Source organism: Paenibacillus sp. FSL R7-0312 (assembly GCF_038004445.1).
GTDB lineage: Bacteria > Bacillota > Bacilli > Paenibacillales > Paenibacillaceae > Paenibacillus_AQ.
Genome location: NZ_JBBORE010000001.1, coordinates 449,516 through 472,469, shown reverse-complemented (window position 1 = coordinate 472,469; position 22,954 = coordinate 449,516). Strand labels below are relative to the sequence as shown.

The following is a 22,954-nucleotide window of genomic DNA, read 5'->3' as shown; positions in this document are numbered from 1 at the left end:
TTGTGAACTGTGACCCGATTTGAGGACGGTTTAAAAGAAATACCCTAGAGCTAGCTCGCAAGGAGATGACTTCTGAATTCGTCAGGAGTCATCTTCTTTAATGTCCATTGGTATCGCTCGGAGTTATAGTAGGCAATATATTCCGAAACACGAGCCCTGACTTCTGTGAGATTCTGACAATCTCGAACGCTCATTTCATCTTTCATATGCCCAAAGAACGACTCCATCGATGCATTGTCCCAACAGTTCCCTTTACGGGACATGGACTGTTGAAAACCTGCCTGCTCAATTTGGAGACGAGTTTTAGGATGTGTGTAGTGCATGCCCTGATCGGAGTGGAAAATGGCTTCTGGATGAAGATTTCCATCAAGCCGTTCCAGCAGACGCCGAATGGTTTTTTCAACGAGTGGTAACTCTAGTGTCCCTGCTACACAGTCAGCAAGAATTTGCCGGGTTGCTCCATCTTTTATGCACGAAAGATAAGCCCACTGTCCGTTTCCGTACCGCAGATAGGTGATATCGGTTAGAAAGACTTTCTCCGGCTCTTTCTGGTCAAATTGGCGTTTCAGTAAGTTTGCGCAGGTCTGATGCTCCTGCGTTGCCTTTGCCATCTTACGGTACGGATTAGCTTGCCGTAAGGCTGCGACAAGGTTAAATTTACGCATTAATCGGCGAATCTTCTTGTGATTCATGGTGACACCGCTGAGATGCTCCAAACGCATCTTAATCACCAAAGCGCCAGCTCTTCCTTGTAATGCGTTGAAGTGTTGCTTAATAAGAACAAGGTCGCGCTCGTCGTCGGCTGCACGAAGTTGACGCCTTTGCTCGGCGCCCAGCCATCTGTAATAGCCACTGGTGCTCACAGCGGCGACTCCACATAGATAACGAGTCATACGGCTTAATCCATGGGCTCTCAGGGTGTGATAAATGATTTCGTAGCGCTCCGAAGGTGTTAAGGTTTTCCTTGGTTCCGTTCGAGCGCTTCGAGCTTTTTTAGAAAGTCGACCTCAGCTTCTAGTAATTTAATCTTCGCCTTTGCGCGCTTCAGTTCTTCGTCAGCAGACAAGGCACATGCAGGCTTTCGTCCAGCGCTGCCTTTGCCACGCCGTTCTTCCAGTAGTCCCAGTTCACCATATTTAGCAAAGCTATCTCTCCAGCGTTTCAAACTATGCTTTGGTTTTTTAGAACCGATGAGATTTAGGTCAAAGCCCGCCTTAAGAAATATTTCTGACGGGGGTGTCCCCTCGTTGTAGGCCTTCACTGCCGCCAACTTAAACTCAGCAGTATACGAAATATTCGTCTCGGATACTCGCTGAACATTTGGATTCTTCTCTAATCTTCTGATGATATCTTCCGTAAATAGGGTTCGATTTAAATTTCCCACAGTCTTATCCCGCTCCTTTTCCAATATTCTGATTAAAACACAAAAGACCCACAAGAAGGTCACTTTTTTCAAAGTGTCTTTCTTGTGGGTCACAGTTCATTGATGAAGTAGGGGGTCTTTTTTATAAAGTATGCTGTTTAATTTAGATCGGTTATTGATGTGTACTTCTCTAATTTCATATGGAAGAATAGAAGAGAAGGACGAATTAGATCTGGGAATTTACTTTAACTCTTACAGTTTGTCTTATTTTGTTATTTTGTAGTTGATTTAATATTAAGGGCGCGGTAAATTAGACCAGTAGGTCTATTTTTTTCTAAAAATCTATTTCTGGAGTCTCAGAATGTTCGGGGAAATGTCGTATATTAGCGATGTTTGATTTGTCATCTACTTCAATAAACAATGATATCAGTAATTAGGTTCTTGCTAGTATTTAAAATGAGGGCCATATTGAAAAGGCGTGGATAATGTGAAAAAAGAAATTGTTAATCCAAAAGTTAAAAATTTTATTATGTCCTTGCGCGAAGTGGGTTATACATTTGATGTAGCTGTAGCAGATATATTGGATAATAGTCTCGCGGCTCAAGCCTCGGACATAAATATTCATCTGCTTGCAGAGCCAGAGTTAATTTTTTGTATGCTTGATAATGGCAATGGAATGGCCAGTGAGGAACTTGTTGAAGCTATGCGCTTAGGAGCTAAAGATCCTGAGGCTGAGAGAAATAAATCAGATTTAGGTAGGTTTGGACTAGGCTTAAAAACAGCTTCTTTTTCACAAGGTAAAAAATTAACTGTCATTTCTAAAAAAAATAAAAAGACATCAGTCAGACAATGGGATTTAGACTATATTGCAGATAAAGACGAATGGATTTTGCTTGCTCCTCCTCTTACTCAATTTAATGGCATGCCACTAGTAAAACAGTTAAAATTTCAAGACAGTGGAACGTTGATTATATGGCAGGAAATTGACAGTGTAGATAAGTTGGACTTAACAGCTGTCATTTCGAATCTAAGAAGGCACTTATCCCTAGTATTCCATCAGTTCTTAGAAGGAGCTCCTAAACAAAAGGCAATTAATATTTCAATTAATAACAATGCATTAAAGCCCTTTAACCCATTTAATATTAATCATCCTGCAACGCAACAATTCACTAGTGAGAAATTGAAAGTAAATAATTCTACAATAACTGTACAACCGTACATTCTTCCACATCATTCTAAACTATCTCAACAAGAATATGAGGAGTATGCCACAAACGAAGGGTATACAAAGTCCCAGGGATTTTATTTATATAGAGCTCGGAGACTGCTTATATACGGAACTTGGTGGGGACTTCACAAAGCAAATGATGTTCATAAACTTGTCCGGATAAAAATTGAGGTTTCCAATGATCAAGATAAGTATTGGAGGATTGATATTAAGAAGTCTACTGCTAGCCCTATCCCAGAAATAAAAAATGATCTCCGGAGAATTATAAGACAGGTTACAGAAAAGGGCTCAAGACCATACACTGGCAGGGGAAAAAAGATTGAGGATAAAACAACGACTAAGTTTTGGTCAATGATTCCACAGAATGGGGGATTCAGATTTACTTTGAATCAAGAACATCCCTTACTTGAAAGGTTAACGATGGATCTTCCTTTTGAGCTTCAGGAGTTGTTGGATGTGTACTTAAGAGGTTTACAAGCTTACTTACCTTTGGAAGCTATCCAAGCACAGTTGCAACAGAATCCTTACGTTGTAAATCAAGAAACATTGTTAACCGATGAAGACATTAAAGAAATAACTAAAAAGCTCCGAACTGCTGGCTTGAGCGAGCTAGAGATTACAAGCCTGCTTAAGACGGAGATGTTCAAGAATAGAGAGGGGATACTCAGAGATGGAGAGTAACAGTTATCAGGTTATAAAGAGCTTTATCCTAAAAAAGCTCCAAGAAGTTGAGGGGGTACTCCCCGAAAATAAAATTAAAGAAGAAATAGAAGTTATTCAAAAAGTTATATTTTCTAATGGTATTTCTTTGCTTGGGACTATACTTTCGACTCCTGATCTTAAAGATTTAACTGAAGAAGATTGGATTCGAATGAGAAGAGAGTTTGAGACCCACTTTGATGTGAGAATGGAAACAGGGATCCTTGTACAAGGGGAAGAGCAACAGAAAAGAGATACAACTTGGTGGACTGGAAAATCAAAGCAGGAATTGAATGGATATTATTGGAAAAGATATAAAGAATTCATTAGTAAATCTTTAGCACCAGAAGTAGTAAAGACAACTGATGAAGATACAGATAGGGTTATGGATAATATCGAAAATCCTACAAATGTTTCAATAGAAGCCTTCTCAAGATTGGGCATGGTTGTGGGCCATGTACAGTCAGGAAAAACAAGTAATTATTCAGCTTTAGTATGCAAGGCTGCTGATGCTGGCTACAAGTTTATTGTTGTTATAGCTGGGGGGATGAATAATCTTAGAGATCAAACGCAGGTACGAATGAATGAGGCCTTCGTTGGTAAAGACAAAGGGGTTCCTGTTGGTGTAGGTAAACTTGGCAATATGAAAGCTGAAATGCTACCAATAAGCTTGACAACTGCGGAGCAGGATTTTAATAAACAAGACGCAGATAGAAATAAACAGGGAATAAATCTAGATAATATCAAGAGTCCGATATTAATAGTAATAAAGAAAAATTCGAAAACTCTCTTGAATGTTATTAATTGGCTGAAAGCGCAGTACAGGAATCAAATCGCAAGGCATGCCATGCTTATGATAGACGATGAATCAGACTATGCATCTATCAATACTAAGAGTGAAGATGACCCAACAATTATTAATAAAAGGCTAAGAGAGCTTCTACAGTTATTTCATAAAAGTGCTTATGTAGCTTACACAGCAACTCCATATGCAAACATATTTATCGACCATGAAGCTAGGAATGAAGACGTTGGTAAAGATATCTTTCCTAAAGACTTCATTTACGCAATTAAGGCACCTACTAATTACTTTGGAGCAGCAAAAATTTTTTTAGATCCTGGCCTTAAACATATTATTCCAATTAAAGACTATACCCACACTCTTCCACTTACTCATAAAAAAGATGATCCATTAAAGTCGTTACCTGATAGTTTATTTGAAGCTATACGACACTTTTTTATTAATATAGGAATAAGGAGACTTAGAGGCCAAGGGGATAAGCATAACAGTATGTTAATTCACGTTACTCGATTTACCCTGATGCATCAAAGAGTCGGCATTTTTTCATATGAATATGTTGAGAAGGTTCAAAATGCTGTAAGTTCGTTTGGCAGACTAACGGATGCTTCAGCACAGAATTCATTGATTAAGGATTTAAAGGAAACATTTTTAAAACGATACTCTACACTTGAATTTAGTTGGGAAGCCGTTCTTCACAGTATGGTTGATGTTATCAGTACAGTTATTGTAAGAGAAGTTCATAATCATACTACAATACCTCTTGTATACAGAAATGATAGTTCTACTAACGCTATAGTTATTGGTGGAACAAGCCTATCTAGAGGGTATACTGTCGAAGGGTTGAGTATTAGTTATTTTATTAGAAGCACAGTCTTTTATGATACCCTTATGCAAATGGGAAGATGGTTTGGATATCGTCCTAACTATGAAGACCTATGTTTTATTTACATGCCTATGGATGTAGCGAATAGATTTAGGTTAATTATTGAAGCTACCGAGGACTTGATTGACGATTTAGATCGAATGGCTAAAGCAAAAATGACTCCAGAACATTTTGGCCTATCCGTAAAATTCCATCCTGATAGTGGTCTACAAGTTACTGCAAGAAATAAGCAAAAGAACAGTAAAGATATCTATTTCGAAATGAAACTTGATGGTACAGCTAAGGAAACAAGTTGGGTTCATAATGATATTAATATCAATAATAGAAACATAGAATTAATAAAAAGTTTTGTTACACAAATTGATAAGCAATATGGACCTGAAAATTGGTCGGATTCCAATGAAAAAGAAAAGACTTACAGAAATTATCTGTGGAGAGATGTTGATAAAGAAGCTATTGCATATTTCTTAGAACATTTTAATGTAGTTACCTCAGATCAATTTGGTCTTAACTCTAGAATGCCTATTGAATTTGTGCGTGAATATGTAAATAAAATGGAAACTAAGTGGGATGTAGCTTTATATAGCGGAGAAGATAAAAACGCTGAGTTCTGTATTGGAGATATACAAATTAAACAAGAGCGACGTAAGTTTACAGATAAAGGTGATCATTTAGAAATTAAGAATAGACAAGTATCATCTGGATCTGCTGAGGCTATTTCTCTTTGTGAAAAAGATTTGGAAGGGATTAATAAGAGTGATCGTAAAACAGTAAGAAGTAAGTTGAAAAGGCCACTTCTTATGTTACATGTAATTGATGGGGAAATTTCCAAAGTGGAAGATACTAATCAAAGCATTGAAGATAAAATCATTCATCAAACAGATTTGGCTGCCTTCGGAATTAGCTTCCCAGGAGGTATAGAAAGTGGTAAAAAAACTGTAAAAGTAAAAATTAATAGTGTAACAATTAAAAACTTACTATCAAATACTGAGGATGACTACGATGACTACCAAGAATAATCCATGGGAAGGAATGCAAAGACTCTCGCAAAGACGTGTTTCTGTTCACACACCGCACGATTTATTCTGGATAACTGACTCTCAAGGGAGCTACGGTTTGAGAATCCAGACGAATAGTAGTATTGAGTTTAAAACTGGAAGAATAACGCTTAAAGGTATACAGTTGTTTAAAGGTGACATAGAACCTAATCATACTGATTTATTTATAGTTTTACATGACAAAAAGGAATGGGAGATTTTTCTTTCATTATGTGATGATTTAATAGAAGTGATACTTGATCACAGTGACGGAAAAGTAATGCTTAAAGCAGTTGAAGTACGACTTAAACGATGGCAACAACTGTTAAAGGCAGTAAAAATGTTCGCTTTCCCTATAGAACAGCAGATGGGCTTGTTTTCTGAACTACTGTGTTTAAAAGACATAGTAATTCCTATGTATGGGATTCATCAAGCTATTTTAGCTTGGAATGGCCCGGAGTCTGACAAACAGGATTTTTTACTTGATAATGCTGCACTTGAAGTTAAATCCTATAGAACTTCTAAAGGAGATAATGTAAGTATTTCTTCCTTAAAGCAACTTTATTGTGAAAAAAATTATTTATACATGGTTACTTATGCACTGACAACTTCTGAAAATGGGACATCGATAGAAGAATTAGTAGGGGACATTAAGAAGGTAATAGTATCTAACGGGACAGATTACGTATTGGAATTATTTGAGGCTAAACTTTTGGCTTATGGCTATGCTCCTGAAATCATAAGCGAAGAGTTGAATCAATTCATAGTAGATAACCAAAGGATTTTTAGCATAACAAATGAATTCCCTAAAATTACTCCAATGGATGTAAAAGCCCCAATCGTTTCAGCATGTTATTCTATTGATTTATCGAAATGTAAGAAGTTTGAGACGAATTTACAGAACCTTTTGAAATGAGAGGGAAGATATGATCACTCTAGAGGATTTCCATCAAGATTTTTTGCAGAGTATTCTTGCTGATGCCGAGAGCAGAGGATTAATGCGGAGTCAGGCCTTCTTCGAAAACACGTGTGAATCTTTAGTGAGTATTGGTGATCTTACCAGCGATTATACAGCTGCAGAGTATTCTAAAACAGGCATAGAAGTACATGGCTATGATTATGACGAATCTCGTGAGATTCTTACGATCTTAGTTCATCAATTTTTTCAAGAGGATCAGATTGAAACACTGACAAAAACTCATATCACAACGAAATTTAATAGGCTCAGGAATTTTGTGAAAAAAAGTATCCAGGGGCTTTATAGAGATTTGGAAGAGACATCCGATGCATACTCAATGGCTTATAGCATTTTTCACTATAACCAAAGAAGTAAAATAAGTAAAATTCGAATGATCTTAATCACAGATGGCATCATGACGAGGACTCTAACTGAGCTTCCCTCTGAAAAGCTAGATAACATTCAGGTAGACTTAAGAGTGGTCGATATAGATTATATCTACAAAATTAATATATCTGACTATAGTGAGAGGAATTTTGAAATTAATGTGAAATTTCCCTGCTTGGAGATTCCAACGAGCTCAGTAGAATATCAATCATATCTATCTTTTTTAACAGGAGAAGATTTATCAAATATCTATGAACAATATGGACAGAAGCTATTTGAACAAAATGTAAGGACTTTCTTACAGTTTAAGGGTGGAGTAAACAAAGGTATAAGAAACACCATTGAATATAATCCTGAACTTTTTTTCGCCTATAACAATGGTATCACTGCGACTGCAAGTAAAGTAGAATTTGATGAAATAGGTAACATAAGTAAAATTTTTGATTTTCAAATTGTAAATGGAGCTCAGACCACCTCTTCTATTTATGCTGCTAAAAAAAATGCTAAATTAGATGTAGCAAAAGTATCTGTACAAATGAAACTATCTGTAGTCAAAGAAAAAGAAAAGCATCATGATTTTGTATCAAAAGTTTCTGAATACGCGAATACTCAAAATAAAGTAAATAAGTCAGACTTTTTCTCCAATAATCCTTATCATAAGGAAATGAAAAGTAGTTCGCAAAGGGTATGGGCTCCAAGTATGGGAGGATCGCAACGTAGAACTCACTGGTTCTATGAGAGGGTGCGAGGAGAATATCTAAATGAACAGGCTTATCTAACAAAAGCGGAAAAAACGAAGTTTCAATTGGAGAATCCGAAGGCACAACTTATTGATAAAACCTTTCTCTCTAAGAGTGAGAACTCTTGGTTGAGAAAGCCAGAAGTCGTTTCTAAGGGTGCCCAGTACAGCTTCGCATCATTTGCAGATCATATAACGGAGTATCTTGAAAAGGATAACCTAGCGATTACAGACAGTTACTTTAAAGATGCAGTAGCACGTATAATTCTTTTCAAAAATGTAGAAAAACTGATTTCTAATGCAGCATGGTATGATGGCGGATTCAGAGCGCAGACGGTAACTTACACTATAGCTTACCTATCTTTGTTAGTGGAGTCCACCGGAAAGCATTTTGCTTTTAATAAAATATGGGAAGAACAGCAACTTCCTAAAGAGCTTATACCTATCATCAATACAATCACCAAAGGGATTTATGATTCTATCACAACCCCTCCTGGAGGCTCGGCCAATATAGCTCAGTGGTGTAAAAAACGCGAATGTTGGGAAAGAGTAAAAAAACTTAATATGGGGATCATTTTTAACGAAACACTTTTGATCGATAAGGAAGAGACAAAATATATTAAACGTGAAGAAAAAAAGGAAAAGAAAATGAAAACGGGTATTGAGATACAAATTTTTGTAGTGAATACTCATAGACAAGTTTGGATGAAATTGTTGGACTACTATAAGAGGTATCAATCAGTGAGCAAAGTGACACATACACAAATGGATATATTAGAGAAAATGGCTACAGGAATTTTGGCGGCTCCTTCAGAAAAACAAAGTAAGATATTAAACACACTATATGAAAAAGCAATAGATGAAGGTGTAGTAGTATAAGGATTTATTGAATGTAAATTATAGATTTTCCTTGCCTAAACTTTTTGTGATTAATATTCATTTTGCAAGTTTAAGCTGTCAGTCGTCGGAAATCCATAGGCATCTGTTCTTTCCTTTTTGTTGTTAGGTGAGACTTACAACAATAAAGGGTAGACAGATGTTTTTCTGGTTTTATTGGGTCGTTTTTGTAAAAATCTTTCAGAAGTGTACATTGTTTATCTTTATACTAACTATCCCCCAGCAACTCCCCAACAGAAACCTCCACTGCTTCGCATTGGCAACCACCCCGTAATCCTGCACAAGCCTATATTGACCTTCCAATCGCGATAAACTGGTCGGGCTGATGTCTAGACCGAGGCTTGCAACCGGGCGAGAAAAATCTTTTGCTTCATTCGTTTAGCTATTCGCTACCACTTATTGTTCCGATGATATTTTTGTCACCCGGTGGTTCTTGGCGATGCTTCGTTTCGGTGTCACCTCATAATATTTTATTTTAATTCGATATTCGCATTAAAATAATACTTTCCTCGCATACAATTTGGTTAATACGCATTAAAATTTCTGTGCTTCGTCTACAGATATAGCTTTTCCCGGAAGGAAGGGGTGTAATGTAACATCTGAAACAGAAATATGATGAGGAAAAACGCAAGCTGAATGAACTTGGGCAGCAATCACTGAAGCAGGCGATTCCGTTAAGTAACAATGAAGCGCTTCAGTTCCAGAGTCGTAGGGTAGACGAATTCATCAATCAGTTGCATCAAGAAAATAGGGGTTTTACTTCTGTCTTGGAGGAGATATGGTGAGCTTTCCAGCATGGTTTACAGAAACGATTCAAGGTCGATTGGTTGTGGTGAGTGCACTGATTGAACATCAATCCGAGCCTAGACACGCTTTTGATGAAGAGCGTAAAGCTTTTCAGGCGTTGTTTGCCTCCATGGATATTGCACGTAAGCCAGAGTTTGAGAATTGGGAGGATAAGCTTTCTTTAAAGCAATCCGTTCTTTATGAACGTCTGTATCTACAAGGACTCAAGGATGGCATGCAGCTTGCAAATGCCTTTACCCCTCCTTCTGTTCTATCGGATTAAGATGGACTAAAAAACATACACATGCTTATGCTTGGGCTGTCCACACGACAGTCTTTTTCTTACGTGCATTTTTTGAAGGGGGACTTTTCCATTTTGTCGAATAACCATACATATTGTAAATACAGATGATATGAGGTTGTGCTATGTTTAAAGCTTAATATCTCTCTTTAAAATATCGGACCCTAAGCCACCACAGGCTGTGCAAAATGTACAACCTTCCAAGCATAAGCCTAAGGTTACCCCCACATGAATTGGTGAGTTAGGCGAACAGAAAATCAATCTCCAACTTGATCAACTACCTAAGGAATGCAGATCGCTAAGCGATCTATTGCACCCTAATCTAGAACTGGTTACGCTCAGATAGATCATATTGTTATTTCTCCATACTGCTTATTTGTCATTGAAACGAAAAACTACAATGGAGAAATTAAAGGTAAACGGACGGATCAACATTGGTTAGTAGGCAACCGATACAAGGTGTATAGATGTCGTTCAAGCATTAATCCAGAACTCCGCAAAATTCAATCTAACGAGCTAGTCATTTATGATGTAGAGTTGAGTGAATTTATCTCCAGAAAACTGCTCCGTTTAAAGTTGGAAACCCTGAGCCTTTATTTTCTCAAGTACAAGTTCAATCTATTTATGAACAACTGAGCCAAGCTAATATTACAAACCTAGCGATCCGAAAGCTTCATGTAGAGAAAATACGGGTGTGCTGAACTTTGGGAATGAGGTTGGGCTGACGGAGTGCTACACAGCCACGCACTTAATGGAGACACGCAAGCGTCTAGCCTATGATACGAACGAGAACCGGTTCATCCGCTGGATGCTGGAACGGGTTCATGGGAAACTGAAGGAGCTCAAGGTTCATTGGAGGAAGACAAGCCGGACCCCAGATCCTGTGCTGATCAAAAGACTGGATATGATGCTGACGCAAATAGAGCGCGTACTTAAAATGGATTTCCTGCGTGAGGCCGGAGTGCTGAAGTAGATGTCTGTTACGCTGGTGCTGCAGATGGCGCCGGGATACCGCGAGGTCTATCGCTGTTATCTCATGCTGCTCAAAGGCTTGTCGATCCAGACCGACCTGTTCCGCCTGTCCATGAAGGATGTCGCGCAGCTCTATGAATATTGGTGCTTCCTCAAGCTGAATCAGCTGCTGGGGCAGAAGTATAAGCTGATGAAGCAGGATGTGATTAGGGTGAACCGGAACGGGATTTTTGTGACGCTGGACCGCTCGCAGAGCGCGCAGATGGTCTATGAGAACCCGGTGAACGGGGAGCAATTCATTCTGTACTATAATGCTATTCCTGCAATGGATAAGACCCCGACACTGAGTCAACGCCCGGATAATGTGCTCACCTTGAAGAAGAAGGATGCGGGTCAGATCAAGGAGTATAAGTATGTGTTCGATGCGAAGTACCGCTTGAATCCGGCTTATGAGGGGACTTCCTATCATCAGAAATATAGACAGCCTGGACCGGAAGAGGATGATATTAATACGATGCACCGCTACCGGGACGCAATAGTCTATCAGGAGACAGGTTCCGGGGAATACGAGCGAAGCATGTTTGGGGCGTATGTTTTATTTCCGTACCCTGATGAGGAGCGGTACAAGACCCACCGTTTCTACAAAAGCATCGGGCTGCTGAACATTGGCGCCTTGCCGTTCCTGCCGAATTCCACAAGCCTGGTGGAGCAATTCTTAGCTGAGATTATTCAGGATAGCCCGGAAAAAGCTTACGAACGCTCAACACGTCCGCGCGGCACGAAGGAATACTATGCCAGTCAGCTTGCAGTCAAAAATGTGCTGGTTGGTTCTGTCCGGGGGCCGGAGCAGGTGGCGGTGGCGGTGCGGAACGCTTTTTATCATATGCCGCTTAAGAATCTTGCCCTCCAAAAGCTGCTGACCCAGATTGAATACATCGCGATGTGCCAATCTCGCAAAAAGTTCATTGATCCCGCTAAAACAGGCATTCACTGGGTAGGGAAGGTAGCCGATTGGAAGGTGCTGCGGCGTAAGGAGATCAAGGAAGTCCCTTGTCGGCCGGGTACCGAGGAGGAGCTGTATGTACGCTTTACGGTTGAGGAATGGAAGAAGTTAGCTGATCCTGTTACGCTGGGGGGACAAGGGATTTACACGGTACTCTATACCAGTAAGTATATCCTGGACCGGGCTTTGGAGATTGCCGAGCTGCGGCTGGATACGGAGGAAGCACTACGCGAATGGCGGGAGAAGCGCCGCAAGGGCAGGGTGAAGGTGAAGCTGGATCATGAGCAGTATGTGGATTTGGGGAGGGTTGTGGAGGTTAGGAATATTTGAGTTTAAACAAACATTCCCGTCCTCTAAATATTGACAAAGATATAATGAATTTACTGAAAAACAGCTTGGATTAAGTAGTAGAGATTGGTAGAACCACTGAAGAGGTCGCTAAGGTAACTACAGAAACGGCGGCAGAGTTTTTCGGGATCTAGTGATTTCGATCAATATCTGTGCAGCATACTAAAGACTCCAAAATGGATGCTTCACTGCGTCCACCTTGGAGCCTTTTTGTGCTTCATAATCGAGACGAATGCTGCCGGTTAATCAGATAGAGTAATACCTAACGCCATAGCAGCAATCACTTCCCGGGTTACTCGAGTGAGCGCTGCTATTTCTTCTGCATTTTTACTACTAAGCAAAGCCATATGTTCATCCAGAGCATTGCTACGCTGGACCTCAACCTCGAAGCGAAATAATTCTATAGCAGGAACATTAAATGCTGTAATAATCTTTTCCAGTGTCTCTAATGAGATATTTCGATCTCCTCGTTCGACGCCGCCTATGTAACTGTAATGAAGCGAAGCTGTCTCGGCAAGTTGCTCTTGAGTCCAGCCTTTTGCCTTTCTAAGCTCGCGTATGCGCTTGCCGACGCTTTCTGGTAAATTCATGGGATCACCTCTACATTAAGGTTAGAAGAGGGAGATTAGTTGTTACAGACTATCTAAGTAGAAATTAGTATTTTAAAAAGTCCTTATAAGTACTTTTTATATTGACCCTCCAGAATACAAAATATACAATGAAGGTATAAATGGATAAAAAAGGAGGATTCACAGTTGCATCTCTCCATCCTAAAAGCCTTCAACCCTGATTTTCTTGTCGAAATGCTTGAAACTGCGCATTCTTTCGAACAGTGGGGCAAGCTGCTATACACTGCTGATATTTTGCATAGCTATGCCCAGCGTATTTATGAAGAGCGGCTGTATTACAAGGCAATTGGAATGACAATCCCTATAGTTAAGATGCAGCATCCACTTGTTTATTATTTCGGTTTCAGCCAGCAGATGCGTGGAGTAGCATGTCAACATCTGGGGGATTTCGAGCAGGCCAGAGAGAGCATTTACAGATACGTAGAACTTGGGTGGATGGAGGATTTAGGGACGGATGGGCATGAGATTGCTCGTGAATTTCGATATTTGGCCAAAGTGAATTTATATGCTGTAGAGATTTTATCTGGAAAAACAGAGCTCCTTAATAATTATGCTCGCTTTCTTCATTCCTATCCTAAAGGTTTGCTGAATGGACTTATTGTAATTATGCAAACTGCACTTTGCTATGGGTTGGATGTAGATGAGCAGTTGAGTTACTTAAATGATGATATAAACGAGATCAAGTCAGATCGGGATAAAACCGCGCAGTCGAAGTATAGGAAGTTCTGTAATCTAGTGGAATCATATAAGATACAGAAAGCCTAATGTATTACGTTTCTGCTTACTGTCTTGGTAGGAGAGTCTATGTTCGAAAATGGGGGTGTACAATGGATACGCTTGGCGGAAGGGCATACCGAAATGGGGTCATGTTTGTGTCCGATCATTATATGGTTACAGCTACGCTCAATTCAGATGGTAGTATAGATTTTGAGGATGAGATATTGCATGAATCCACAACGGATGAAGGCTCGGGTGTACTTAAAAGAATTGGCAGGAAGCTGGCTGATTTCCCATTTATCCGTGGAGTGGTGGAGCTCGGCAAAAGATCAGTTGACGGTAAAATCACAACTGTGATGAATGGAGTTATATTATTATTTGGGATATCCAGTTTATTATTGCCCTCATCAAGTACAGAGAGTTTCTCATCTGGTGTGTGGGATTGGATTCTATTCTTATTAGCTTTAATAATAACAGCGGGCATGATATTTCTGCTGTATGAAATCATTTTTGGACCTGCCGGGAAATTTCATGCAGCAGAGCATATGGTGGCTAATGCTTTTAATAGAGGCTGGAAGTTAAACGTTCCTAACGTTCAGCAACAAAGCAGGGTTCATCCTCATTGTGGAACGAATCTTGCGGTATTTATTGTATTGGTAATGATCCTTATAATTCCTTTAAAAGTATGGTTTATAGCTAAAATTATCATCGCCTGGTCTATTGGTATGGAGATTTTTATGGTAGATATTAAGCTTTTTAATGTTCTGTTGAAGCCATTTTATTGGCTTGGAGCACTGGCGCAAAAATGGCTATTCACTTCCAAGCCGCAAACGAAACATATTGTGGTTGCTATTGCCTGCTTGAAGCACTTGATGAAGTTAGAGAAACGTATCTATATGTTTCATAATAAAGAGAATATAAAAGCACTGGGAAAGTAGCGAGGAAGGCTTAAGTAAGCATATAAAGTGCACGCCAACGATGAATGGGGTTTAAGCCTTGAGCCGGCTTCAGAGCAGCGTGCAGACTTTGACCGACACAAGCAATTTGCTTTCTTTAATTCTATGGCTCAGAATCCGCCTCCCAAAAAAGCTCAAGCGCAGGCTTCCCTTCCCTGCCTTTGGGCTTTTTTCTATGCAGCCCAAGACGCTCCCCTGGAAATTTATTCTTCCGTCGTAATACTTTCGCCATGTTCGTTGCGCTGGATATCAGCGATGATAGGACCTGTAAGATAACGCCGAGCGCGTTCATCCTACATTCGGTTCTTATCCGGGCGGGCGTAACGAGGCGGGGATCTCAGGTGATCCCGCAGTGCCGGCATGTATGTTATGGTATCCTGTACGGTCCGTTTCGGTAAGAGTCCCTAATCGCCTTCTAAGCGACGTTGGTACAGTACTCGATTTCCATCGAGCGACAATTGAAGCACAATCTGAGTAAGGAAACCAATGGACAGAATCTCCAGCGGCTGGTATAGCGCACTGTAGTAGGGCTTTGCAATCCGTGGATACCGATGGTGCGGCAGCTGGGGAGGCTGTGGCAAGGACAGAAGGGAACGAAGGCCGGCTGAAGTATGGGTTAGCCTCGGACTCAAATGTCCTCCCGGACCTCCCGGCAGACCCGTCTGTCTCAAATGTGATTCCGCCTGAGCTGCAGCGGGATTCTGTCAGCCATTGGTCAAACATGAAGGGGGCATACATATGTTGAAGCAAATCACGATTCAAGCGGATCAGCGCGGTCTGCTCTTTCATAAGGGAAGTTATGTGAAGCGGCTGCTACCGGGAACCTACCGTTACTTATCATGGTCGCAGCATACAGTGGCAGTACTGAATATTGCCAAACCGTTTATTGTCGAGGGCAAAGACCTGCAGCTATTTTTACAGGATGATGAACTCCTGCGGGAGCTCGATGTCGTACGCGTACAGGATCATGAGATTGTTCTGCACTATGAGGATGGCCAATTCATGCAAGTGCTGAAGCCGGGTGTGTATGCTTATTGGAACCTCCTGAGGAAGCACACCTTCGTACATACGGATATAGGGCAGCCGGAGCTGCCTGCCGGGATCGACCGCTCGATTATCCCGAAGCTTACTCCGTACGTGCAGTGCTGCGAAATCGCGAGCTACGAGCAGGGATTCCTGTTCTATGATCATACGCTCCAGCGGGAGCTTACGCCGGGTAAGTATTATTTCTGGAAGGGACCGGTCTCGGTGCTGACGAAGACAGTCGATCTAAGACAGCAGCAGATGGATCTGGTTGGCCAGGAAATGATGACAGAAGATAAGGTCTCGCTGCGTCTGAATTTCGTATGCCAGTACACCATCGTAAGTCCGCACCGCGTTCTGGAGATGAAGGGGTTTGACGAGCAGATACACATCCAGCTTCAGCTCCTGCTCCGGGAGTATGTCGGGACGCTGAAGCTAGACGATCTCCTGAAACGAAAAGAGGATGTTGCCACATTCATTCTGTCCCGTATCCAGGAGAAGGAAGAAGCGTTCGGGGTACGCTTCCTCGGGGCGGGGGTGAAGGATGTCATTCTGCCGGGGGAAATGAAGGATATCCTAAACACCGTCCTGCTCGCAGAGAAGAAGGCGCAAGCGAACCTGCTTACCCGCCGGGAAGAGACAGCTTCGACACGAAGCCTGCTCAATACGGCGAAGCTGATGGACGAGAATCAGACCCTGTTCCGTCTGAAGGAGCTGGAATTCCTTGAGAAAATATGCGACAAAATCGGTTCCATCTCTGTTACGGGCGGTGGAGACCTGCTGGAGCGGTTAAGCTCGCTTATTGGCAGTAATAAGTAGATCGCCTCCTGGCGGTCTATTTTTTATAGATAGATAGAATTAAGCTTAGTCAAAGTTCCGGAAAACAGGTGTTTACATAGAAGCTATAGAACTAAGCTAGAGAGCCGATTAAGCCAAACCCGAGGAAGTGATCCCATGGACAACAAAGCAAAGAAAATCCTGATGAACACCTTCTGGACCTCTGCCGGCTGGAAGAATAGTCCTGCTGCCTTCACCGGTGAGGATTTCGACTATGCCAAAAGCAAAGGCCTAATGTTCGATCCTGTGACCATATCTCATGACGAGATTGTCTTGCGGCTGCATGAGCTGCACCAGACGATTACTAAGGAGCGGGTAGCCGCTGCGTTCCTGCACAGTCTGTCGACGAAGAAGGTCCATTTGCGGAGCGCCCTTTCGAGCTGGGTCCTGACTTCTGGTGTACCTGTGCATACCTATGAGCAGCGGAGTGTTGTACGGCCCAATTATAGCAGCTGCGGGGATTGTAACTTTCGCAGATTAATGTCTGACCGGGAATATATGAATGAGGACTTGAATGTGCAGAATTTCGAACGGGTGAAGTGGGGCGGGATTCGTCTGAACTGGCTTTTATACTGCTGGATGGACCTTGAATTATTCAGTAAAGAAGATGGCTTCGAGGTCACCGCCGAGGATACTGCCATACTCTCCGGGATGCTCGAAGCGATACGGGATTGTGCGAACCATGAGAGTGCGCGGATGCTGGAGAAGCGGTGGAAGGACGTGGTTCCTTCGAGCAAGAATGAGCGGGATGTAATCATGGAGATCTGGGGCTATGCCGGATTGCTGGTACCGCGGGACACACCCCGGAAGCGCAGAGGCGGGAGTTCTGATTATAACTCTATGGCGGAGTGGCAGGGGGATGACGGTTATTCGCAGGAGGCGGTAGAGTTGTATTTTGGTGCGTTTTTATAATGACGTCTTTAGAACTTCAATAAGGATTCGTAAGTACTCTATTACTTCATGCCGCCACCATTCGTGGCGGTTTTCTTGTTTATTCTACGTTTAGCGCTGTCGTGTAGAATAAATCGATGTAGAAAAAATGAAAATAATGGAGGAAAAGGCATTGAGATTTAAACGGATAATCGCCTTGTTACTAGTGTTTGCCATGATCATACCGACGAGCTTGATACATGCGGCTGATCTGGTGTTGAAAGAGGATGCAAATATAGTGAAGCAGACGCCTTCTGGTTTGACAGACCTGGAGGATACTATTGATGTTACGAATGAATCGTATGAGGCAGAGATCATTGTTACCTCTATGAATGGGATGTTGGCGTATAGTCCACAATCTGTTCAATTATCAATTGTGGAAGATAGTCCGGTAGGCAAGCGGATCGTGGGCAATACACTGCTCATTGATCAAGGCGCACCAGCTGGAACGATTACCATCAAAGCTGTATTGCCGGATGATTTCTATACTATTCATACTATGACTGTGAATTCAGGTGGGGGTAATCCGCAACCGGCGCAGCCAAGAATAGCCCATACGCTGCTGGATACAAGTGATCTTAATCATCTCATCATAAGTGCAACGGCACTGGATGACGGTATTCACAATGTACAGATAAGAACATTTTATAAGAATGCCTCTGGTATGGTAGGGGGGGACATTGTCAATCTGACCCGGGAAGGCAATAGTTCAGTGTTTTCTGCAGACATTACGGATAAGGTCTCCAGTAAGATGAGAGATTCCAATGCCTATGAAATGACTTATTTCTTCACGATGTTAGATGAAAATGAGGGATTCCTGCAATATCCTCAGGTTATTGACATGAACTCGTTGGAGGGAGCCTTGACGGTTAAGCTGGCGGATGCCCCGGACAACGGATCGGGAGAGCCTGAGTTAGATATAACTAATTTAGTTGCTAAGATTAATGAAGCGAAGGACTTATATTCCTTTTCAGTAGCTGGCAACGGCTTTGGGGAATACCCGGGAGAAGTGATGGATGCATTTAATACAGCCATCGAAGCTGCATCTCAGGCTAAAGATACAGCTACAACCCAGGCTCAAATTGATGCTGCCTATCAAGATTTGCTGGGTTCCATATCAGCATTTAAGGCTGATGCCATCAAGGGAGCGAGTCGCTCGGACCTTATGGACAAATATGACGAAGCGATTATTCTTTATTGGGATGATACAAGAGGCGAAGGGGTTGGACAATACCCGCAACATGCAAAAGAAGCTTTATTTACAGCCATTTTGTCAGTAGAGGGTGTCCTAAACAACCCAGCACCCCCTCAAGAAGAAATTGATAATGCCTACCAAAGTTTATCTTATGCGATAAAGGTATACAGCGCTGCACAAATCAAAGCAGGCGATCCTGCACGGCTTCAGGTTAAAATTGATGAAGCCTGGGACCTTTTTATTGAGAGTAAAGTGGGCGAGGAACCTGGACAATATCCTGAACAAGCCTATTCGGCCTTCCTTGATGCTATTTCAGTAGCTGAAGAAGCGATCCGTTATACAACAACGCAAAAGAAAATTGATGAGGCTTATATAGCTTTATCAAATGGGATGCAAGAATTCCTTGCTGCAAAAAATCCCGAGCCGGATAAAACAGAGCTGCTTCAGGCGAAAATTAACGAAGCGCAACGGTTATGGGACTATGCTGACGTAGGGCCATACGTAGGTCAATATCCAGCTGAGGCAAAAGACGCGTTGGGAGCTGCTATTTATACCGCTAATGAAGGGTTGAACAACTCCTCCACAGAAGCTGAGCTGGATGCCGCCTACCAAGCATTGAATGCCGCAATCACAACCTTTAAGAATGCTGAAAATAAAAGAGGAGATGCGGCGGCACTCAAGGCCAAAGCTGATGAAGCTTCGAATCTTTTACAGCATAGTCAACCAGGTAATGAACCTGGACAATATCCGCCGTTAATATTCACCATGCTGGATCAAGCTATTGGAGAAGCAGAACTAATAATTATGAATTCTTCAACTCAAGCGGAAATTGATGAGGCATACAGAGTCTTGGTGGATGCAGTACAAACTTTCCTTGATGCGAAGATTACCGGTCCCGATAAAAAACCGCTTCAAGATAAAATTGCTGCAGCCGAAAGTTTTTTGAACGCCAGTGTAGAAGGTACTAAAGTTGGACAATATCCGGCAGGTTCGAAGGATACCTTGCGTGGCTTCATAGATAAGGCATTTGCTACGTTAACGAACCTATTTGTTACACAAATGGAAGTTGATGAAGCCTTAACTTCTGTGAATGATGCATTGGCGGATTTTAAGGCCTCTGTAATTAAGGCTGGAGACAATACAGCACTACAAGCCGCAATTACTGAGGTGAAAATCCTTTTGGAGGGAAGTACAGAAGGAAATGCTGTAGGAGAATATCCGCTAGAAGCCATGGACTTACTGGCATCCGCGATTACAGATGCAGAAACTTTGGCTAACGAAGAAGCGACTCAAGCAGCTATTGATACGGCTATCCTAACTCTGAACAACGCAGTTGCAGCTTTTGAAGCTGCGGTGATCAAGAAAGGAAACAGCACAGAGCTCCAACTCAAAATTGTAGCAGCGAGAAATCTTTTGAGTTATAGCGTAGAGGGTGACCGCCCTGGAGAGTATCCGTCAGAAGCCTTCGATGCTTTGGATAAGGCTGTTGAAGCTGCTGAGACTCTGATTGTTTCCCCCGGGACCCAACAACAGATTGATGATGCCTATCATGATTTAGTACAAGCAATCGTAGCTTTCGAAAATGCTAAGATTCAGGAAGGCGAGTATGCCCCGCTTCTAGCGGCGATATCGGAGTCAACGACACTTTATGAAATTAGCCCGGAGGGCTACGGTGCAGGACAATATTGGCCGGAAGTCAAAGCGTTGTTCATGACAGCCATTGAGGCGGCAAACGTAGTAGCAGGCGGGCCGTCAACTCAAGAAGAAATAGAGGAAGCACTCCAAACACTTGCGGATGCGGTTGAAGATTTTCAGCAATCTGTAGTTCGTGCCGGGGACAGCACAAAACTTCAATCGGTCATTACGGAATTGAACACTCTTCTGGGCAACAGCAAAGAAGGTGATGACGTAGGAGAATATCCGGCAGGTTCAAAAGCGATTTTGCAGGCAGCGGTTACGGCAGCATCGAATGTGATCAGCGAACCGGCTACCCAGCATGAGATTGATCAGGCTTATGAGGAACTGGTAGATGCGGCAGATATTTTCATAGCTAAAATAATTCTAGCTGGGGATAACTCGAAAGCTCTCGATAAAATTCATGAGGTAGGCAGTCTTTTGGAGGCCAGCAAAGCAGGAACCGCAGTAGGACAATATCCGGCTGAAGCAATAGCAGCATTGGAGGCAGCATTTGATGCAGCGGTTATTGTGGTCGATAAACCATCTTCTCAAGTGAAGCTTGATGCTGCTTACCAAGCCCTTGTAGACGCGGTTGATGTGTTTAAGAAGGCACAGATACAGGCTGGCGACACTGAAGAAGCTGACGCGGTAGTGACTGAAGCGGGGACGTTACTGAAAGACAGCGTTGTAGGTGAAGGCGTAGGCGAATATCCGCTGTCAGCCAAAACCGCACTGGAAGCTGCGATTGCAGCAGCCAAGGAAGTGCTGGAACATCCAGCGACGCAAGCGCAGATTGATACAGCCAAAGCAACGTTGGAGGCGGCAATTACCGCATTTGAAGCTGCAGTGAATAAAGAAGGCAGCAGCGAAGAAGCTGGAGCGGTAGTGACCGAAGCAGAAGCGTTGCTGGTTGATGTACCAGTAGGGGAAGGCGTAGGACAATATCCGTCTGAAGCGGTTGACGTGTTGAAAGCAGCCATCAAGGCAGCGAAAGAAGTGTTTGAACACCCGGCAACCCAGGCGCAGATTGACGAAGCCAAAGCAACGTTGGAAGCAGCAATAAAGACATTTGAAGCAGCGGTGAATAAAGAAGGCAGCAGCGAAGAAGCTGGCGCGGTAGTGACCGAAGCAGAAGCAATGCTGGTCGATGTGCCAGTAGGCGAAGGCGTAGGTGAATATCCGTCAGAATCAGTCGACGTGTTAAAAGCAGCCATCCAGGCAGCCAAGGAAGTGCTGGAACATCCAGCGACGCAAGCGCAGATTGATACAGCCAAAGCAACGTTGGAAGCAGCGGTGGCAGCCTTTGAGGCGGCAGTCATTCAAGCTGGAAATGCTGGAGAGATTCAAGCCCAAATTACTGAAGCGACCACTCTTTTAAATGAAAGCACTGAGGGCAACGGCGTAGGCCAATATCCGGCGGGTTCCAAAGCAATCCTGCAAGCCGCAATTATGGCGGCGGAAAATGTCATCCGTACGGCGGCAACACAAGCAGAGATTGACAAGGCCAATGAGCAGTTAACAGCGGCTTATACTGCCTTCCGGGCAGCTGTAATCAAGACTGCACCAGTTGATTCGTATACACCGCCCGTTAATTCCTATACACCTCCGGCGGCTACGCAGCCTGGGGTGGTACAGCCGTCTATCCAAATTACAGATGGACTGAACACGGTTGAAACGGGACAAGGCACGGTAAAAACAGCTGCGTCTGAGGTTCAAGAGATCATGAAGGCTGCGAAGCCGGTTATTCTTGAATCTACGCTTGGTGTAATTTATTTTGGTAAGAATGGCTTGAACGTACCGGAGCTCAAACTAGGATTAGGTGCTTCCCTGGAGTTAGGAATACTTATGACAGAGAAGTCCAAAACCGATGAGGTGTTGGCAGGAGCCAAGCTGGATCAGGCGGGCTTGCACCCGCTCGGCGGGAAGGTACTCGACCTGATTGCCCAGCTGAATTATTCGAATGGCACCAGCACGAGAATCAAGAGCTTCGCTGAACCGGTCAAAGTCACGATTAACTTGAAGGAGCTGGGATTGACCGGGGATACAACGAATTTGACAGCGGTTCGATTCGTACCTCAGGCAGACGGCACGTATAAGACGATCAAGCTTGGCGGGGTCTATAACCCGGCAACGAATAGCTTTGAGTTCTATACGGACAGCTTCAGCTTGTACAGCATCGTTAAGGCTGATTCGGTCACCAAGATTACGTTCAAGGTTGACAGCAAAGAGTATTCCATTGGAGCACTTGCTAAGCAAAACGATGTGCCGCCTGTTATCCAGGAGCAAAGAACCCTGGTGCCGATCCGGGCTGTAGCGGAAGCTTTGGGCGCTGAAGTCAAGTGGGACCACGCAACCAAAACAGCGACCATTACGCTTGACGGTAAAGTGCTGACCATGACTTTGGGAGAATTGATTGAAGGCATGGACGTACCTGCGCAGGCGATTGACGGCAGAATTATGGTGCCGCTGCGCTACGTTTCGGAAGCTTTAGGAGCTTATGTCATGTGGTTCCCGCAAGACAAACGGATCGAGATTATCCGTTAGTCTCATCCTAATCTAAAAAGCCGGTTGCCTGTTTCAGGGCAAT

The 22,954-nt window shown here is 42.8% G+C and carries 15 protein-coding genes; 13 read left to right on the top strand and 2 right to left on the bottom strand.

The annotated features are described in order from the left end of the window. Nucleotides 1-50: 50 nt before the first annotated feature. A protein-coding gene (locus MKX70_RS02000) for an IS3 family transposase (RefSeq protein ID WP_156123488.1) occupies nucleotides 51-1,384 on the bottom strand; the annotation gives its coding sequence in 2 pieces (ribosomal slippage) (nucleotides 51-1,003 and nucleotides 1,003-1,384; 1,335 coding nt in all). Between the two features lie 466 nt (nucleotides 1,385-1,850). Here MKX70_RS02000 and MKX70_RS01995 point away from each other — a divergent pair. From MKX70_RS01995 to MKX70_RS01960, 8 genes are all read left to right on the top strand, one after another. Continuing rightward, nucleotides 1,851-3,272, top strand: a complete 1,422-nt coding sequence (locus tag MKX70_RS01995) for an ATP-binding protein (RefSeq protein WP_340839460.1) — start codon at nucleotides 1,851-1,853, stop codon at nucleotides 3,270-3,272. Further along, nucleotides 3,262-5,994 (top strand): Z1 domain-containing protein, encoded by a 2,733-nt coding sequence (locus tag MKX70_RS01990; protein WP_340839459.1) that lies wholly within the window; start codon nucleotides 3,262-3,264, stop codon nucleotides 5,992-5,994. Before MKX70_RS01995 ends, MKX70_RS01990 begins: the two co-directional genes overlap by 11 nt. Further along, nucleotides 5,978-6,928: a PD-(D/E)XK motif protein gene (locus tag MKX70_RS01985; protein WP_340839457.1), complete on the top strand. Its 951-nt coding sequence runs from the start codon at nucleotides 5,978-5,980 to the stop codon at nucleotides 6,926-6,928. The genes MKX70_RS01990 and MKX70_RS01985 overlap by 17 nt, the downstream gene beginning before the upstream one ends. A gap of 10 nt (nucleotides 6,929-6,938) precedes the next feature. Continuing rightward, the gene (locus tag MKX70_RS01980) at nucleotides 6,939-8,975 is read left to right on the top strand and encodes an AIPR family protein (protein ID WP_340839456.1); all 2,037 of its coding nucleotides are present in this window, start codon (nucleotides 6,939-6,941) and stop codon (nucleotides 8,973-8,975) included. A gap of 796 nt (nucleotides 8,976-9,771) precedes the next feature. Next, on the top strand, nucleotides 9,772-10,062 hold the full coding sequence (locus MKX70_RS01975; protein WP_340839455.1) for a hypothetical protein: 291 nt from the start codon (nucleotides 9,772-9,774) through the stop codon (nucleotides 10,060-10,062). Nucleotides 10,063-10,422: 360 nt separating this feature from the next. Continuing rightward, nucleotides 10,423-10,716: a nuclease-related domain-containing protein gene (locus tag MKX70_RS01970; protein ID WP_340841612.1), complete on the top strand. Its 294-nt coding sequence runs from the start codon at nucleotides 10,423-10,425 to the stop codon at nucleotides 10,714-10,716. 58 nt (nucleotides 10,717-10,774) lie between these two features. Next, on the top strand, nucleotides 10,775-11,053 hold the full coding sequence (locus MKX70_RS01965; RefSeq protein WP_340839453.1) for a DUF2357 domain-containing protein: 279 nt from the start codon (nucleotides 10,775-10,777) through the stop codon (nucleotides 11,051-11,053). After that, entirely contained in the window at nucleotides 11,054-12,385 is a 1,332-nt protein-coding gene (locus tag MKX70_RS01960) for a nuclease domain-containing protein (protein WP_340839452.1), read from the top strand. Between the two features lie 260 nt (nucleotides 12,386-12,645). Here MKX70_RS01960 and MKX70_RS01955 read toward each other — a convergent pair whose 3' ends face one another. Then, entirely contained in the window at nucleotides 12,646-12,993 is a 348-nt protein-coding gene (locus MKX70_RS01955; protein ID WP_340839451.1) for a helix-turn-helix domain-containing protein, read from the bottom strand. A 165-nt stretch (nucleotides 12,994-13,158) separates the two neighbouring features. Here MKX70_RS01955 and MKX70_RS01950 point away from each other — a divergent pair, with 165 nt between their 5' ends. From MKX70_RS01950 to MKX70_RS01930, 5 genes are all read left to right on the top strand, one after another. Further along, complete coding sequence (locus tag MKX70_RS01950) at nucleotides 13,159-13,797, top strand: DNA-binding protein (protein WP_340839449.1); 639 nt, start codon at nucleotides 13,159-13,161, stop codon at nucleotides 13,795-13,797. A gap of 62 nt (nucleotides 13,798-13,859) precedes the next feature. Further along, entirely contained in the window at nucleotides 13,860-14,687 is an 828-nt protein-coding gene (locus MKX70_RS01945; protein WP_340839447.1) for a DUF1385 domain-containing protein, read from the top strand. 756 nt (nucleotides 14,688-15,443) lie between these two features. Beyond that, nucleotides 15,444-16,547, top strand: a complete 1,104-nt coding sequence (locus MKX70_RS01940; RefSeq protein WP_042232530.1) for a slipin family protein — start codon at nucleotides 15,444-15,446, stop codon at nucleotides 16,545-16,547. Nucleotides 16,548-16,682: 135 nt separating this feature from the next. Then, on the top strand, nucleotides 16,683-17,477 hold the full coding sequence (locus MKX70_RS01935; RefSeq protein ID WP_340839446.1) for a hypothetical protein: 795 nt from the start codon (nucleotides 16,683-16,685) through the stop codon (nucleotides 17,475-17,477). A 151-nt stretch (nucleotides 17,478-17,628) separates the two neighbouring features. Continuing rightward, on the top strand, nucleotides 17,629-22,911 hold the full coding sequence (locus tag MKX70_RS01930) for a copper amine oxidase N-terminal domain-containing protein (protein ID WP_340839445.1): 5,283 nt from the start codon (nucleotides 17,629-17,631) through the stop codon (nucleotides 22,909-22,911). Nucleotides 22,912-22,954 lie beyond the last annotated feature (43 nt).

Bases quoted from the DNA above. Each gene is read 5' to 3' on its own strand.
- MKX70_RS01990 (WP_340839459.1), top strand. From the start codon at position 3,262: ATGGAGAGTAACAGTTATCAGGTTATAAAGAGCTTTATCCTAAAAAAG.
- MKX70_RS01985 (WP_340839457.1), top strand. From the start codon at position 5,978: ATGACTACCAAGAATAATCCATGGGAAGGAATGCAAAGACTCTCGCAA.
- MKX70_RS01980 (WP_340839456.1), top strand. From the start codon at position 6,939: ATGATCACTCTAGAGGATTTCCATCAAGATTTTTTGCAGAGTATTCTT.
- MKX70_RS01975 (WP_340839455.1), top strand. From the start codon at position 9,772: ATGGTGAGCTTTCCAGCATGGTTTACAGAAACGATTCAAGGTCGATTG.
- MKX70_RS01960 (WP_340839452.1), top strand. From the start codon at position 11,054: ATGTCTGTTACGCTGGTGCTGCAGATGGCGCCGGGATACCGCGAGGTC.
- MKX70_RS01955 (WP_340839451.1), bottom strand. From the start codon at position 12,993: ATGAATTTACCAGAAAGCGTCGGCAAGCGCATACGCGAGCTTAGAAAG.
- MKX70_RS01945 (WP_340839447.1), top strand. From the start codon at position 13,860: ATGGATACGCTTGGCGGAAGGGCATACCGAAATGGGGTCATGTTTGTG.
- MKX70_RS01940 (WP_042232530.1), top strand. From the start codon at position 15,444: ATGTTGAAGCAAATCACGATTCAAGCGGATCAGCGCGGTCTGCTCTTT.
- MKX70_RS01935 (WP_340839446.1), top strand. From the start codon at position 16,683: ATGGACAACAAAGCAAAGAAAATCCTGATGAACACCTTCTGGACCTCT.